This window comes from Acidovorax sp. JG5 (assembly GCF_017939685.1).
GTDB lineage: Bacteria > Pseudomonadota > Gammaproteobacteria > Burkholderiales > Burkholderiaceae_C > Acidovorax.
Map to the genome: position 1 here is coordinate 59,261 of NZ_JAGKSE010000002.1, position 15,930 is coordinate 75,190.

The 15,930-nt window shown below is 66.6% G+C and carries 14 protein-coding genes and 1 pseudogene; 13 read left to right on the forward strand and 2 right to left on the reverse strand.

Annotated features, from left to right (window positions below):
* Positions 1-14 precede the first annotated feature (14 nt).
* From narH to J8G26_RS02705, 10 genes are all read left to right on the forward strand, one after another.
* The gene (gene narH / locus J8G26_RS02660) at positions 15-1,538 is read left to right on the forward strand and encodes a nitrate reductase subunit beta (protein WP_210567837.1); all 1,524 of its coding nucleotides are present in this window, start codon (positions 15-17) and stop codon (positions 1,536-1,538) included.
* 20 nt (positions 1,539-1,558) lie between these two features.
* A complete protein-coding gene (narJ, locus tag J8G26_RS02665) occupies positions 1,559-2,260 on the forward strand; it encodes a nitrate reductase molybdenum cofactor assembly chaperone (RefSeq protein WP_210567838.1) in 702 nt (233 codons plus the stop codon).
* Positions 2,257-2,988, forward strand: coding sequence for a respiratory nitrate reductase subunit gamma (gene narI, locus J8G26_RS02670; protein WP_087747785.1), 732 nt, complete (start codon positions 2,257-2,259; stop codon positions 2,986-2,988). Before narJ ends, narI begins: the two co-directional genes overlap by 4 nt.
* A gap of 25 nt (positions 2,989-3,013) precedes the next feature.
* On the forward strand, positions 3,014-3,955 hold the full coding sequence (locus J8G26_RS02675) for a peptidylprolyl isomerase (RefSeq protein WP_232476427.1): 942 nt from the start codon (positions 3,014-3,016) through the stop codon (positions 3,953-3,955).
* A gap of 25 nt (positions 3,956-3,980) precedes the next feature.
* A complete protein-coding gene (locus J8G26_RS02680; protein WP_087747784.1) occupies positions 3,981-4,661 on the forward strand; it encodes a carbonic anhydrase in 681 nt (226 codons plus the stop codon).
* Positions 4,662-4,718: 57 nt separating this feature from the next.
* Complete coding sequence (locus J8G26_RS02685; protein WP_210567839.1) at positions 4,719-8,294, forward strand: LAGLIDADG family homing endonuclease; 3,576 nt, start codon at positions 4,719-4,721, stop codon at positions 8,292-8,294.
* A gap of 68 nt (positions 8,295-8,362) precedes the next feature.
* Positions 8,363-9,034, forward strand: coding sequence for a nitroreductase family protein (locus J8G26_RS02690; RefSeq protein WP_210567840.1), 672 nt, complete (start codon positions 8,363-8,365; stop codon positions 9,032-9,034).
* 135 nt (positions 9,035-9,169) lie between these two features.
* Positions 9,170-9,583, forward strand: a complete 414-nt coding sequence (locus tag J8G26_RS02695; protein ID WP_210567841.1) for a ribonucleotide reductase subunit alpha — start codon at positions 9,170-9,172, stop codon at positions 9,581-9,583.
* Positions 9,584-9,591: 8 nt separating this feature from the next.
* Positions 9,592-10,134, forward strand: a complete 543-nt coding sequence (locus tag J8G26_RS02700) for a hemerythrin domain-containing protein (protein WP_087747780.1) — start codon at positions 9,592-9,594, stop codon at positions 10,132-10,134.
* A 194-nt stretch (positions 10,135-10,328) separates the two neighbouring features.
* The gene (locus J8G26_RS02705) at positions 10,329-11,399 is read left to right on the forward strand and encodes an AbrB family transcriptional regulator (protein ID WP_087747779.1); all 1,071 of its coding nucleotides are present in this window, start codon (positions 10,329-10,331) and stop codon (positions 11,397-11,399) included.
* A gap of 103 nt (positions 11,400-11,502) precedes the next feature.
* Here J8G26_RS02705 and J8G26_RS02710 read toward each other — a convergent pair whose 3' ends face one another.
* Positions 11,503-11,799: a DUF3567 domain-containing protein gene (locus J8G26_RS02710; RefSeq protein ID WP_087747778.1), complete on the reverse strand. Its 297-nt coding sequence runs from the start codon at positions 11,797-11,799 to the stop codon at positions 11,503-11,505.
* 179 nt (positions 11,800-11,978) lie between these two features.
* Complete coding sequence (locus tag J8G26_RS02715) at positions 11,979-13,181, reverse strand: DUF3108 domain-containing protein (RefSeq protein WP_246881218.1); 1,203 nt, start codon at positions 13,179-13,181, stop codon at positions 11,979-11,981.
* Positions 13,182-13,380: 199 nt separating this feature from the next.
* Here J8G26_RS02715 and J8G26_RS02720 point away from each other — a divergent pair, with 199 nt between their 5' ends.
* The 3 genes and pseudogenes from J8G26_RS02720 to J8G26_RS02730 all read left to right on the forward strand — a co-directional run.
* Positions 13,381-14,415, forward strand: a complete 1,035-nt coding sequence (locus J8G26_RS02720; RefSeq protein ID WP_087747776.1) for a fumarylacetoacetate hydrolase family protein — start codon at positions 13,381-13,383, stop codon at positions 14,413-14,415.
* 110 nt (positions 14,416-14,525) lie between these two features.
* Positions 14,526-15,689: an iron-containing alcohol dehydrogenase gene (locus J8G26_RS02725; protein WP_210567843.1), complete on the forward strand. Its 1,164-nt coding sequence runs from the start codon at positions 14,526-14,528 to the stop codon at positions 15,687-15,689.
* Between the two features lie 13 nt (positions 15,690-15,702).
* Positions 15,703-15,795: pseudogene (locus tag J8G26_RS02730) on the forward strand (type 1 glutamine amidotransferase domain-containing protein); the annotation flags it as partial.
* Positions 15,796-15,930: the final 135 nt, after the last annotated feature.

Genomic DNA, 15,930 nt, shown 5'->3' on the forward strand with positions numbered 1-15,930 from the left:
CAAGGAGAAAAACGATGAAAATTCGCGCACAAATCGGCATGGTGTTGAACCTGGACAAGTGCATTGGTTGCCACACCTGTTCCGTCACCTGCAAGAACGTCTGGACTAGCCGCCCAGGGGTGGAATACGCCTGGTTCAACAATGTCGAGACCAAACCCGGCATTGGCTACCCCAAGGAATGGGAAAACCAGGACAAGTGGAACGGCGGCTGGGTACGCAACCCGGACGGCTCGATCGCCCCGCGCCAGGGCGGCAAGTGGAAGCTGCTCATGCGCATCTTCGCCAACCCCAACCTGCCGCAGATCGACGACTACTACGAGCCCTTCACGTTCGACTACGACCACCTGCAGTCGGCGCCTGAAAGCAAGGCCGCACCCACGGCCCGCCCGCGCAGCCTGATCACCGGCAAGCGCATGGAGAAGATCGAGTGGGGCCCGAACTGGGAAGAAATCCTGGGCGGCGAGTTCAGCAAGCGCAGCAAGGACAAGAACTTCGACGATGTGCAAAAGGACATCTACGGCCAGTTCGAAAACACCTTCATGATGTACCTGCCGCGCCTGTGCGAGCACTGCCTGAACCCGGCGTGCGTGGCATCGTGCCCCAGCGGTTCGATCTACAAGCGCGAGGAAGACGGCATCGTGCTGATCGACCAGGACAAGTGCCGCGGCTGGCGCATGTGCGTCTCGGGCTGCCCCTACAAGAAGATCTACTACAACTGGCAGTCGGGTAAGGCCGAGAAGTGCATCTTCTGCTACCCCCGCATCGAGGCGGGCCAGCCCACCGTGTGCTCGGAAACCTGCGTGGGCCGCATCCGGTATCTCGGCGTGTTGCTGTACGACGCAGACCGCATCCAGGAAGCCGCCAGCGTGGAACGCGACCGCGACCTGTACCAGGCGCAGCTCGACATCTTCCTGGACCCGAACGACCCCGATGTGATCCGCCAGGCCCGCATCGACGGCATTCCGGACAGCTGGATGGACGCCGCCCGCAACAGCCCGGTCTACAAGATGGCCGTGCAATGGAAGGTGGCCCTGCCGCTGCACCCCGAGTACCGCACGCTGCCCATGGTCTGGTATGTACCGCCCCTGTCGCCCATCACGGCCGCTGCCAATGCCGGCCATGTGGGCGTGAATGGCGAGATCCCCGACGTGTCGCAGCTGCGCATTCCTGTGCAGTACCTGGCCAACCTGCTCACCGCCGGTGACACCGGGCCCGTGGTGCGGGCGCTGGAGCGCATGCTGGCCATGCGCACCTACCAGCGCGACAAGCATGTGGAGCAGCGCCAGAACCTGTCGGTGCTCAAGCAGGCGGGCCTGTCGATGGCGGAGGTGGAAGAGATGTACCACGTCATGGCGATTGCCAACTACGAGGACCGCTTTGTCATCCCATCGGCCCACCGCGAGTACGCCGAGAACGCTTTTGACATCCGGGGCGGCTGCGGTTTCTCGTTTGGCAACGGGTGTTCGGACGGCGCCACCGAGGTCAGCATGTTTGGCGGCAAGAAGCCCCGCACCATCCCCATCAAGGCCACTGTTTGAGTGCAACGGAAGGAATCATCATGTTCAAGAAGAACCAGACCTCCGTGCGCCTGACCCTGCGCGCCCTGGGCTACCTGCTGAGCTACCCCGATGCGCAGCTGCGCAGCGTGATGCCTCAGCTCATCGACGCGCTGCAGGTGGAGCAGGCCCTGACCGCCGAACGCATGGCCGAGCTTGAAGCCGTGTGCCAGCACCTTGCGGCGCTCGACCCGCTGGAAGCAGAAGCCCGTTACGTGGACAACTTCGATCGCGGCCGCCAGACCTCGCTGCACCTGTTCGAGCATGTGCACGGCGACTCGCGTGACCGGGGCCCGGCGCTCATCGACCTGCTGCAGACCTACGAGAAGGCTGGCCTGCAGTTCCAGGCGGAGGAGCTGCCCGACCACCTGCCGGTGGTGCTGGAGTTCGCCTCTACCCAGCCGCCCGAAGTGGCCAGGGAGTTTCTGGGCGAAATGGCCCACATCCTCAACGCGCTGTTCAGCGCCCTCGTGGTGCGCAACAGCCCCTACGCCAGCGTGATCGCCGCCGTGCTCGAAGTCTCGGGCCAGCGTGTGCAGTCGGTGGCGCTCACGCCCGAGCCGCCCATGGACGAGGTCTGGGCCGAGCCCGAAGCGTTTGGCGGTTGCAGCACCCAGGGTCAGGCCAAGCCCGACCAGCCGCAGCCAATGCATTTTGTTCGTACCCCCCGCGCCGAGCGGGCACCCGAAGGAGTCTCAGCATGACCGCCTGGCTTGACACCCTGTTGTTTGGCATCTATCCCTATATTTGCCTGGCCGTTTTCTTCATTGGCAGCTGGGCGCGGTTTGACCGTGACCAGTACACCTGGAAGAGCGATTCGTCGCAGCTGCTGCGCACCGGCCGCCTGCGCTGGGGCAGCAACCTGTTCCACATTGGCGTGCTGTTCCTGTTCTTTGGCCACACCGTGGGCATGCTCACGCCGCACTTCTTGTACGAGGGTTTCATCAGCGCGGGCAACAAGCAGCTGATGGCCATGGTGACGGGGGGGATCGCCGGGCTGCTGGGTTTTGTGGGCGTTTCCATCCTGCTGCACCGCCGCCTGTCGGACCCGCGCATTCGCGCCACGTCCAAGACCAGCGACATCGTTTTGCTGGTGCTGCTGTGGCTGCAACTGGCCCTGGGCCTGGCCACGATTCCGTTGTCGGCCCAGCACCTGGACGGCTCCATGATGATGTTGCTCGCCGAGTGGGCGCAGCGCATCGTGACCTTCCGTTCTGGCGGGGTGGAACTGCTGGCCGGTGCCGGCTGGATCTTCAAGGCGCACATGGTGCTGGGCATGAGCATCTTCCTGATCTTTCCGTTCACGCGCCTGGTGCATGTGTGGAGCGGCTTTGGCACGCTGGCCTATGTGCTGCGCCCCTACCAGGTGGTGCGTGCGCGCCGCCTGAACCTGCCGCCCGGACACATGCAATCGCAAGACCGTCGCGCCTGAAGCGAAACAACCCAAGGAGCACAGCATGAGCGGATGCGGAACCGGGAGCTGCGGATGCAGTTCCACCGAAACAAGCAGCAAGAGCGCAGGCCACAGCGTGCTCTCCCCCGAGCAGGCGGCTGCGTACGAGGCCCTGGCCGCCACGGTGGGCGTGCCCTCGCTGACCGATGGGCCCGTGCCGCCAACCCGGCAACCCATCGGGCAAGCGCCGGTGGCGCGCATCAATGGCGTTGCCCTGAATGCGCCCCATGAACTGCTGGACGAAGAAGCCTTGCGCCAGCGCGCCTGCACCGAGCTGCTGCGCCAGGCGGCCCAGCAAGGTGGTTTGCTGGCGCAGGACGATGTGCCGGGCGTCGAAGGCGCCATCAGCGCCGCGGCCTCGAACGCCATCGAGCAACTGCTCGAGCGCGAGCTGCCGATTCCCGATCCGTCGGAAGAAGCCTGCCGCCGTTACCACGAGGCCCACCCGGCGGCCCATGCCCAGGGCGAGCGTGCCCAACTGCGCCATGTGCTGTTTGCCGTGACGCCGGGCGTCGATGTGAAACAGTTGCGCCTGCGTGCCGAGGCTTTGCTGATCGAGCTGCGCTGCGCGGACGACGGCGGTGCCCAGTTTGCCAAGGCCGCCGCCCAGTGGTCCAACTGCCCCAGCGGCCAACAGGGTGGTGACCTGGGCTGGCTGACCCGCGCCGACTGCGCCCCCGAGTTTGCCCGCGAGGTGTTTGGCAGCGCAGAGATCGGCGTGCTGGCGCGCCTGGTGCACAGCCGCTTTGGCCTGCATGTGGTGGAAGTGGTGGCGCGCGAGCAGGGGCAGGAGCCCGCGTTCGAGCAAGTGCGCCAGGCCATCGCGCTCACGCTGCGCCAGCAGGCCTGGGTGAATGCATTGCGCCAGTATCTGCAATTGCTGGCAGGCGTGGCCGTGGTGGACGGCGTGGCGCTGGACGCGGCCGAATCTCCGCTGGTCCAGTAGCGCCCACGGAGCACGGACGCATCCCATGCCAGATGAACTGCTGGATCGCCTGCGCCGTTTCCACGACGACGCCTTTCCCCAGTACCGCGAGCAGTTCCAGACGCTGGTGGACGAGGGGCAGCACCCCACCACCCTGTTCATCGGCTGCTCCGACTCGCGCCTGGTGCCCTACCTGCTGACCGGGGCGGGGCCGGGCGAGCTTTTTCTGGTGCGCAACGTGGGCGCGTTCATTCCGCCTTACGACGGATCGCACGGCCACCATGGCACCACGGCGGCCATCGAGTTCGCGGTGCTCAATCTGCAGGTGCGCCGCATCGTGGTGTGTGGCCACAGCCACTGTGGGGCTATCAAGGCGATGTATGGTGAGGTTTCGCCCGAGGCGCCCAACCTGAACCGCTGGCTGGACCTGGGCCGCGAGGCCTTGCTGCCCATGCAGCCCGTCCCCGAGGTGCTCCGTCGCACCGAGCAGCGGGCCGTGGTGCTGCAGCTGGAGCGGCTGATGGAATATCCTATGGTCCGTAGCCGAGTGCAGACGGGCCAGATCAGTCTGCACGGCTGGCACTACGTGATCGAGGAGGGGGAAGTGCATGTGTTCGATGTCAAGACGGGGGGCTTTGTGCCCGCGTCGCTGGCTGACAACAGTGGTACGGGGCCGTACCACCCCTATGTGGAACATGACGGGCAGGTTCTTTTGGACGGGCTTTGACTCCTTCTTGACAGTGCGCAATGCCACGCGAAGGCGAACATCCAATCATCCGAACCCATGAAGCGCGAACCCCATCCCACCATGAACTCCACCTCTGCGTCGCAGCCCATCAGCCTGGATGTGGTGCGTGAAAAATACCTCAAACCCGGCGAAACCAGCGCCGAAGACCTCTACCGCCGCGTGGCCCGCGCCCTGGCCTCGGTAGAAGCCCCCGACCTGCGCGAAAAGTACGAAACCCTGTTCCTGGACAACCTGCATGCGGGCGCCATTGGCGCGGGCCGCATCATGAGCGCAGCGGGCACCGACATCCAGGCCACGCTCATCAACTGCTTTGTGCAGCCCGTGGGCGATTGCATCCAGGGCGTGGACGACGAGGGCTTTCCCGGCATCTACGAAGCCCTGCGCGAAGCCGCAGAAACCATGCGCCGGGGCGGCGGCGTGGGCTATGACTTTTCGCGCATCCGGCCCAAGGGCGCGCAGGTCAAGGCCACGGCTTCCATGGCGTCGGGGCCTTGCAGCTACATGAATGTGTTTGACCAGTCGTGCTCCACCGTGGAGAGCGCGGGCGCGCGCCGGGGCGCGCAAATGGGTGTGCTGCGCATCGACCACCCCGATGTGCACGAGTTCATCACCGCCAAGCGCACACCGGGGCGCTGGAACAATTTCAACGTGTCGGTGGGGGTGTCGGACGAGTTCATTGCCGCCGTGCAGGCCAACGCCCCCTGGGAGCTGGTGCACAAGGCCAAGCCCGGGGCCCACCTGCTGGCCCAGGGCGCCTGCCAGCGCGCGGACGGCCTGTGGGTCTATGCCACCGTGCCCGCGCGCGAGCTGTGGGACACCATCATGAAGTCGGCCTACGACTTCGCCGAGCCGGGCATCCTGTTCCTGGGGCGCATCAACGAGGACAACAACCTCAATTACTGCGAAGACATTGCTGCGACCAACCCCTGCGTGACCGCCGACACCTGGGTGATGACTGCCGAGGGACCCGCGCAGGTGGCCGACCTGGTGGGGCGCCCGTTTGCCGCCGTGGTGGATGGGCGCGCCTACCGGGTGGAGAGCCAAGGCTTCTTCAAGACCGGCACCAAGCCCGTGCTGCAGTTGCAAACCCGTGAAGGGCATGCACTGCGCCTCACGGCAGACCACCGCGTGCGCCGCGTGGCGCGCAAGACCCGCTACTGCCTGGAAGTGGAGTGGACCGAGGCCGCGCAGCTGCAGCCCGGCGATGAGGTGGTGCTGCACGACCACCGCGCATTTGCCGGCTGGGCTGGCGCGGGCACGCAGGCGGAGGGCTATCTGCTCGGGCTGCTGATCGGCGGTGGCACCCTCAAGGCCGACAAGGCCGTGATTTCGGTGTGGGCGCCCGAACTCAAAGCCGTGGGGCAGGGCGCGGTGGCCTATGCGGCGTCAGGCGCTGACGGCATCATGCAAGCCGCCATGGCCGCCGCCGCCACCTTGCCGCACCGTGCCGATTTCAAAGGCTTCCAGCGTCCGGTGGCCGGGCGTGGCGAGGCGCGCATGGCCAGTGCCGCGCTGTGGCGGCTGGCGCACGATCTGGGCATGGCACCGGGGGCCAAAACCATCACGCCCGCGATGGAGCGGCAGTCGTCCGCGTTCGCACAAGGCCTTTTGTGCGGGCTGTTTGACGCCGATGGCTCGGTGCAAGGCGCGCAAGACAAGGGCCTGAGCGTGCGCCTGGCGCAAAGCGATGAGGCGCTGCTGCAAACCGTGCAACGCATGCTGCTGCGCATGGGCATTGCGTCCACGCTGTACCGCAACCGCCGCCCGGCCTCGGTCAGCCAGCTGCCCAATGGCCAAGGTGGCACCCAGCCCTATGCCACCCGTGCCCAGCACGAACTGGTCATCAGCGGCGACAACCTGCCGGTGTTTGCCGAGCGCGTGGGCTTTTGCGATACCGAAAAATCGGCGCGCCTGGAAGAGGGTCTGGCGCAGTACCGGCGCGCGCTCAACCGTGAACGCTTCACCGCCACGGTGCAGGCGCTGGTCGATGCGGGCGTGGAGGATGTCTATGACGTGACCGTGGCCGATGTCCATGCTTTTGACGCCAACGGCCTGGTGGTGCACAACTGCGGCGAGCAGCCGCTGCCGTCCTACGGCTGCTGCGACCTCGGCCCCGTCATCCTGACCCGGTTTGTGCGCCATCCGTTTGGATTTGACGGCCTGCCGTCGTTTGACTTTGAAGCCTTCGAGAAGGTGGTGGCCCTGCAGGTGCGCGCGCTCGACAACGTGCTGGACGTGACCTTCTGGCCCCTGCAGCAGCAGCGCGACGAGGCCATGGCCAAGCGCCGCATTGGTGTGGGCTTTACCGGCATGGGCAACACGCTGGCCATGCTGTGCCTGCGCTACGACCTGCAGGAAGGGCGCGCCATGGCGGCGCGCATTGCGCAATCGATGCGCGACGCGGCTTATCTCGCGTCGGTAGAGCTGGCCCGCGAAAAGGGGGCCTTCCCCAAGTTCGAGGCCGAGCCCTATCTGGCCGCCGGCACCTTCGCCAGCCGCCTGCCAGAGCCGATCAAGGACGCCATTCGCACGCACGGCATCCGCAACAGCCACCTGTTGTCGATCGCCCCGACAGGCACCGTGAGCCTGGCCTTTGCCGACAACGCCTCCAACGGCATCGAGCCGCCGTTCTCGTGGATGTACAAGCGCAAGAAGCGCGAGGCCGACGGCAGCACCAGCGAATATTCGGTGGAAGACCACGCCTGGCGGCTGTACCGCGATCTGGGCGGTGACGTGAATGCGCTGCCCGACTATTTCATCTCGGCGCTGGCCATGCCTGCCGAAGGGCATATCGCGATGATGGAAGCGGTGCAACCCTATGTGGACACGGCCATCTCCAAGACCGTGAACATCCCGGCCGATTACCCCTACGACGATTTCAAGGACCTGTACCTGCAGGCCTGGCGCGCCCGCCTCAAGGGCCTGGCCACCTACCGGCCCAACGCCATCCTGGGTTCGGTGCTCGAAACCCATGCCGCACCGGTGGTCGCACAGGTGGCCGCACCTGCGCCATCGTCCGTGGACCCCATGCGCACGGTGATCGAGAGCCGGCCCCAGGGCGGTCTCTCGGCGGTGGCCGAAAAGCTGGAGTACTGGACGCAGGAAGGCCACAAGACGCTGTACCTCATCGTCTCGTTCCTGCCGGTGCCCACGGGCATCGGCAATGGCACGGTCGATCGCGCCATCGAGTTCTTCATGCCCGTGGGCCAGAGCGGCGAGTCGCAGCAGTGGATCACCGCCAGCATGCGCCTGCTGTCGCTGGCGGCCCGTGGCGGCTTTCTGGAGCGGGCGCTTTCTGACATGCGCAAGGTGGCGTGGGACCGTGGCCCTGTGCGCCTGGGCACGCACCAGAAGGACGACGGCACCCGCGTGCCCATGTGGCACGACTCCGAGGTGGCGGCCATGGCCTATGCCATCCAGAACATCCTGGCGCGGCGCGTGACCGATCCGGTGCAGCAGCAGCTGCCGCTGGAAGAGCCTGCAGCGCAGCCCAGCGGCATGCCCCCCGCCATGGCCGGCAAGAAATGCACCGAATGCGGTGCGCACGCCGTGATCCGCAAGGACGGCTGCGACTACTGCACGCAGTGCGGCCACCTGGGAACCTGCGGGTGAGCTCCCGGCCTGTTCTGGATGTTGTGCCGGATGCGCAAGGGCGGTCCGGCTGAGCCAAGGACCTGCACATGGCGGCCCTTCCCTCTGCCTTGAACCACGCGCCCGGCGCAGCGCCCTCTGCCGCCCCGGACGATGGCGCCGTGGCCGCCATGGCTGCAGCGCTGATCCAGTCGCGCCAGACCATCCTGCCCAAGCGCCTGGGTGCACCCGGGCCGGATGCCGCCGAGCTGGCCGCCATCCTGAATGCCGCGGCCCATGCGCCCGACCATGGCCAGTTGCTGCCCTGGCGCTTTGTGCTGGTGCCCGAGGCCGCGCGCCCCCCGTTGGCCGAGGTGTTTGCCCAGGCGCTGCTGGAGCGCGACCCTTGCGCCACGCCCGAGCAGTGCGGGCAGGCGCGCGAAAAAGCCTACCGTGCCCCGGTGCTGATGCTGGTGGTGGTAGATGGCGAGCGCGGCGACCCCGGCATCGATCTGGCCGAGCGGTTGCTGTCCGCCGGCTGCGCCGTGCAAAACATGCTGCTGATGGCCACCGCGCAGGGCCATGGCTCGGCGCTGACCAGCGGCAAGGCCCTCAAGGCGGCCAGCCTGCGCGCGTTGTTCCAGCTGGCGGCCTCCGAGCAGGCCCTGTGCTTCATCAGCATCGGCACCGTGCTGTCGCGCAAACCGGCGCGGGCGCGGCCGGTGGCAAGCGCCTATGTCAGCACGCTGGACATGGACCGGGGCGTGGTGCCCGGGTTCTGATTCCATTGCTACATCACCCGTGTCGTTGTTGCTTCGCCTTGTCGTGCTACAGCACTGCCTGCGGCTTCGCGCCTAGACACGAATGTTTTGGAAACGGAATGACGCGGGTCAACTTCTTTCATTGCGAGATTTTTTATGGACATTTCCAGTTTCGACGATCTGCTGCAAGCCGCGCGCCTGCAACCCGAACCCCAGCGCCTGTTGTTTGTGTTTGCTGCGGTTGAATTGCCCGACGACGCCACGCCCGCGCAGCGCGAGCGCTTTGCCGCCGGGCAGGGCGGCGCCCTGGTGCCGCTGATGTGTGTGGACAAGACGCCGCAAGAGCTGCCCTCGTTCAACGCGCTGGTGGAAGAGGCCCGCCAGTTCACTGCCCCAGGCCACGACTGGGCCATGGTGTTCGCGGCGGCCCTGTCGGGCAGGCTGAACCAGGCACCCAGCAGCGCCGATGCCCAGGCGCCCCTGCAGCGCATGGTCGATGCCATCAAGGGCGGCGCGCATGGCGCCTACATTCCTTTTGACCGGCAGGGGCAGCCGGTCCGGTTCGGGTAGCCGCGGCCATGGGCACTTCCTCGGCCCTGCCCGGTTTCAACGCGCCTGCCGTGGGGTTCGAGCAGCCCTTTGCCATGCTCGAAGCCTGCCACGAGCGCGTGCAGCGCACGCTCACTCTGCTGCAGCGGCTGCGCGCCCATGTGCTGGAGCACGGCGCAGACGTTGCCGCGCAGCAGGCGGCGCGCGACGTGCTGCGCTACTTCGACATCGCGGCGCCACTGCACCATGAAGACGAGGAGCTGCATGTGTTTCCGCTGCTTTTGGCGCAAGGCACCGCCGACGTGGCTGCGCTGGTGGCGCGCCTGCAGCACGACCACCTCTGCATGACCGCCGACTGGGCGGCCGCACGCCTGCCGCTGCAGGCCCTGGCCGATGGCCGGCAGGCCGGGTTCAGCGAGGCCGATGGCGCGGCGTTCGACCGCTTCATCGCCCGTTACGACCGCCACATCGCCGACGAAGAGGCCGTGGCCTATCCTGCAGCGCAAGCTTTGCTGGCCGCCCCGGCGCTGCAGGCAATGGGCAGCGAGATGGCGATACGCCGCAAGGGATGACCTGCATAGCCCGTGTGCGTAGGAGACGGTGCTTCAAAAAGCATAGCTGCTCGCGCTTGCTGCATAAGCGCTTCGACCTGATTTGACTAAAAACCCCCTCGCAAAGGACGACACCCACCATGCCCCACCAGGATGGGCCCGCCCGGCGCTTACGGCGGTGCGGGCGGTGAGCCGCACGATACTGGCAGGCTTGTATGCGTAGTCACCTGCTTTTTATCGCCCGTGTGGCCTTGACCTTGGCCCTGGCCTGGGCCGCCGCAGCCGCCTGTGTGGCGCTGCACACCCCGTTGCCCTGGATGATTGGCCCGCTGCTGGCCACCTCGCTGCTGTCCATCGGTGGTGCGCCCACCGAAAGCTGGGCCCCGCTGCGCAATGCCGGGCAGTGGTCGATCGGCGCCTCGCTGGGGCTTTATTTCACGCCGCAGGTGGTGGCGCTGGTGGCCAGCCTGTGGTGGGCCATTGCGCTGGGCATTGTGTGGGCGCTGGTGCTGGGCTGGCTGTTTGGCGCCTGGCTGTACCGGCTGCACGCGCCGCGCATGCATGGCGTGCCGGCGCCGATGATGCGGGCCACCAGCTATTTTTCGGGCGCCATTGGCGCGGCGTCCGAGATGACGCTGCTGGCCGAGCGCGAAAACGCCCGCACCGATCTCGTGGCCGCCAGCCACAGCCTGCGCCTGTTGATCGTCACGGTGACCATTCCCTTTGCGCTGCAGTGGAGCGGGCTGCATGGCCTCGATATCCTGCCGCCCACCGTGCGCGCCGTGAACGGGCCGGGACTGGCGCTGCTGGCGCTCCTGACCGGGGCCGGAGCGCTGGCCATGGACCGGCTGGGCCGCGCCAACCCCTGGTTCATGGGCGCGCTGGTGGTCTCGATGGGGCTGGCCATGGCGGGCCTTACGTTGACGGCGGTGCCCCAGGGGCTGGTGAACGCGGCGCAGTTGGTGATCGGCGTGAGCCTGGGCGTGCGGTTCCGGGCCGATTTTCTGCGCGCTGCGCCGCGCTGGCTGGCGTCGGTGGCGGTGGGCACCTTCGTCCTGATGGTTTTGTGCGCCCTGTTTTCGGCGTTGCTGGCCTGGGCCACCGGGCTGCCCTGGGTGACCCTGCTGCTGGGCACCTCACCGGGCGGTATCACCGAAATGGCCATCACGGCCAAGGTGCTGCAATTGGGCGTGCCGGTGGTGACGGCGTTCCAGGTGTGCCGGCTGATGGCGGTGCTGGTGCTGGTGGAGCCCTTGTTTCGGCGCATTTACCCGCGAGCGGCTTGAGCGACGCTGCAACACATCGGTCCCTTATCGTGGTCCGGCGGGCAGTTCCCGGCAGAAAAAAAAGGGGCAATGCCCCTTTTCCTCAGTGTTCGCCTCAGCACTCTCAGTGCACTATCACCGGGTTTTGCGCTAGACCGGCATAGCGGTCGAGTGCGTCTTCCACTTCTTCCTGGGTCGGGGTGTCGCGCTGCCAAGCCAGGATCTGCTGCTGGAACATCTCGGCCCAGGAGCCATCCAGATAGACCTCTTTGCCCGAGCGTTTGTCCACGATTTCAAAGCCGTGGCGGGCCAGTTGGGGTGCGGGCGGCGCAGTGTCGTGCAGCCGGGTGCCTTTTTGCTCCACGGCGTCGGGCAGCATGTGGACGACCACAAAGGAGTCAGAGTCGTAGAGCATTTGCATGGTGTTCCCCCAGTCGATATGTGAATCAGATGACAGCGGGTGGCCAGAGTTCAAGTCCCACAGCTTCCTGGCACCTGATGCTTTGCAGTATTTCACGAAAAAGGGCCTGTTTTGGGTTGGCGCGGGCTTTTCGCCGTTATGGCGCACGCAAGCAACACTGGAATGCCGCCCTCGGGTGATCAGGGCGGGCTGCTGCTGCGCAGGCGCAGGTCGGCAAAGTCACCGTTGGCCTGGGTCAGGCGGATGCGCACGGGCATGTAGCCCAGTTCGGGGGCCAGCCACAGTTCGGCTTTCTGGTCGTAGTCGCGGCGCGGCAGGCGCTGCAGTTTCCAGGCAAGCAGGGGGCCGGCGGGCAGGTCCAGGTTTTCTTGCCCTTCGATCGAGAAGGTCCAGCGGTCGGCGCTGCGGGCGCTGACGGTGGTCAGCGTGACCTGGGTGCCCGGCACAAACCGCCCAGGGTCGGCCGCCAGCATCGCGCCGAGCTGGATGAACACGCTCAGGCGGTCTTGCGCGCCAGGCCCGGCCGCTGCCGGCGGGGTGTTGGCGCTGAAGGTGACGCGGCCCTGGGCGTGGTCAAAGTGCGCGGCCCGCTCGCTGCGCGAGCGGTCGGCAAAGCGCTCGGGCTGCAGCCCCTGCGCGGTGATCTGGCCCACGCTGCTCTGGGAGCGGCTGCCCACCAAAAAGGCGCTGATCTCCTGCCGCGCTTCATAGCGGCTGCCGTCGTGCTGCCACAGCAGTTCGGCGTTGGCGCTGTAGTTGAACTTTTTCGCCTGCCCGCTCACGTCAAACGCCAGCCGCACCGGCGCGGGCAGGCGCACTGCCGGCGCTGCCGTGCTGGCCGCAGGGCCCGCAGCCCCCCCGGGGGGGCGGATGTCCACGCCCGCACCCATGTCGTTGTCGGGCGCCGTGGCGGGGCTTTCGGGGCTGGACGATGGCGGTGTCGCCGCGCTGGCGTGGGGCTGTGGGGCAGCAGCAGCCACCTCGGCTGTCTCCGTGGCGACTGTGGATTCGGTGGTTTCGGGTGGTGCCGGAGGGGCTGTCTCCGAAGCCTCCGCCGCCGGGGTGGCTGGGACGGCTGGGGTGGGTGCCTCGGGATCGGCAACCCCTGCGGTCGGTGCTGCCGGCGGCTCTGCGGGCGGAGGCGTATGGGCTGCCTGGGCTGCAGTTTGCGACGCCGGGGCCGCAGCGGGTTTCTTGCGCGCGACTTGGGGGCGCGGGGGCGCGGGGGGGGTTGGGGGCGCCACTGCCGCTGCCGGTGGTGGCGGCGGGGCAGGGGCAATGCTGCGCGTGCTGAAAACCTGTGCTGCGGGGGCCGTGGACGGGTGGCCGTCCCAGGCCATGGGTATCCCTTGCAGCACCAGCCAGTGCAGTGCCAGCACCATGGCGGTCAGGGCCAGCAGTGGCCAGCGAGCGCGAGCCAGCCCGTCCGGCCGCGCAATACCGCCGTCCACCAACGGGGATCCTGCCCGTTTTTTATCCATGTGCACTAAAGTTCGCGAGTTTTAAGTTCAACCAGATTTACCCAGCGCAGTGGGCGCACGGTGCGCACCATTTCCACCCAAGACAAAAATCCCTGCCCCCATGAAACTTGCCACCTATAAAGACGGTTCGCGCGACGGCCAACTGCTTGTTGTCTCCCGCGACCTGGCCACGGCCCATTATGCGACCGGCATTGCCAGCAAGCTCCAGCAAGTGCTGGACGACTGGAACTTCCTCTCGCCCCAGCTGCAGGACCTGTACGACCAACTCAACGCCGGCCGCGCACGCCACGCTTTTCCCTTTGATCCGCAGCAGTGCATGGCGCCGCTGCCCCGGGCCTACCAGTGGGCCGATGGCTCGGCGTACATCAACCATGTTGAACTGGTGCGAAAAGCGCGCAACGCCGAAGTGCCGGCGAGTTTTTACACCGACCCGCTGATGTACCAGGGCGGCAGCGACGACTTCATCGGCCCCTGCGACGACGTGGTGGTGCCCAGCGAGGCCATGGGCATCGACTTCGAGGCCGAGATCGCCGTCATCACCGGCGACGTGAAGATGGGCGCCAGCCCCGAGCAGGCGCTTGACGGCATCCGCCTCGTCATGCTGGCCAACGACGTGAGCCTGCGCCACCTCATCCCGGCTGAACTGGCCAAGGGCTTCGGCTTTTTTCAGAGCAAACCCGCCACCGCCTTCAGCCCCGTGGCCGTGACGCTCGATGAGCTGGGCGACGCCTGGAGCCATGGCCGCCTGAACCTGGTGGTGCAATCCACCTGGAACGGCCGCAAGGTGGGCATGTGCGATGCCGGCCCGGAGATGACCTTCCACTTCGGCCAGCTCATCGCCCATGTGGCCAAGACGCGCAACGTGCGCGCCGGCTCCATCGTGGGCAGCGGCACCGTCAGCAACCAGGGCGTGGAGCAGAACGGCCGCATGGAATGGCCCAAGGGCTACAGCTGCATCGCCGAAAAGCGCTGCATCGAAACCATCCAGGACGGCAAGCCCAGCACCGAGTTCATGCAGTTTGGCGACACCATCCGCATCGAGGCCAAGGGCCCGGACGGCGCCAGCATCTTCGGCGCCATCGACCAGGCCATCGCATCGCCTGCGGACGCATCGGTGGTGGCGAAGGGTGAATAAATGAGGCTGGCACGCGCGATCGCGCGGACAATGAACCACCCGCCCGACGGGCTTTTTACGCGCCTGTCGGCTGATCCAACGCTGTTCCGCCCACTACCCCACACATCGCCATGCTGAATTTCGACTTCCACAACCCCACCCACATCGTTTTCGGCAAGGGCCGCGTGGCCGACCTGGCCAAGCTGGTTCCCGCCGCAGCCAAGGTGCTGATCCTGATCGGCGGCGCCAGCGCCGAAAAAACCGGCACGCTGGCCGAGGTGCGCGCCGCGCTGGGCGAGCGCCAGCACGCCACCTTCAGCGGTATCGAGCCCAACCCGAGCTACGAGACCTCGATGAAAGCCGTGGCGCAGATCCGCGCAGGCGGGTTCGACTTTTTGCTCGCCGTGGGCGGCGGCTCGGTGATCGACGCGGTCAAGTTCATCGCCGCCGCCGTGCACTTTGAAGGCGACGACCCCTGGGCCATCCTCGAAAAGCGCGGCCGCAACATCACGCAGGTCGTGCCGTTTGGCGCGGTGCTTACCCTGCCCGCCACGGGCTCGGAAATGAACAACGGCGGCGTCATCACGCACCGCGGCAAGGGCGCCAAGCTGGCCTTCAGCAGTGTGCACAGCTTCCCCCGGTTCTCGGTTCTCGACCCCACCAAGACCTACACGCTGCCGCCCCAGCAGCTGGCCAACGGCGTGGTCGATGCCTTCGTGCACACGGTCGAGCAATACCTGACTTACCCCGTCAACGCCCCGTTGCAGGACCGCTTTGCCGAAGGCATTTTGCAGACGCTGATCGAAGTCGGCCCGCGCCTGCTGGCCGCGCCCGAGCCCGTGTACGACGACCGCGCCAACCTGATGTGGGCGGCCACCATGGCGCTCAACGGGCTGATTGGCGCCGGTGTGCCGCAAGACTGGGCCACGCACATGATCGGCCATGAGCTGACGGCGCTGCACAACATCGACCACGCACGCACGCTGGCCATCGTGCTGCCTGCGCTGCTGCACGAGCGCCGGGGCCCCAAGCGCGCCAAGTTGCTGCAATACGGCGAGCGGGTGTGGGGCATCACCACCGGCACCGAGGACGAACGCATCACCGCCGCCATCGCGCGCACCCGCGACTTCTTTGAAAGCATGGGCATCGCCACGCGCCTGTCGGGCTACGGCCTGGGCGCGGACACCATCGACACCGTGGTGGCGCAGCTCGAAGCGCACGGCATGGTGCACCTTGGCGAACAGCGCGAGGTGACACCGGCCGTGAGCCGGCGCATCCTCGAAGCGGCGCTGTAAACCGCCGGAACACAAGGATGGCCAATCGGTGGTCAAGGGCAACAACGTGACCGGCTTCACCAACACCAAGGAAGCCGCCGTGGGGTTGACGGAGGTGGTTCCGTTTCTGAAGACGCTGGGCTGACGCCAGCAGTCGCCAGACGTGGGTGGCGAAAATTTGAATGAAAATGGCTGCTAGCGCTTATCCAGCAAGCGCTAGTAGCTATTGTTTTTGACGCGATGTCTGGGCGGTCCTGGCGCC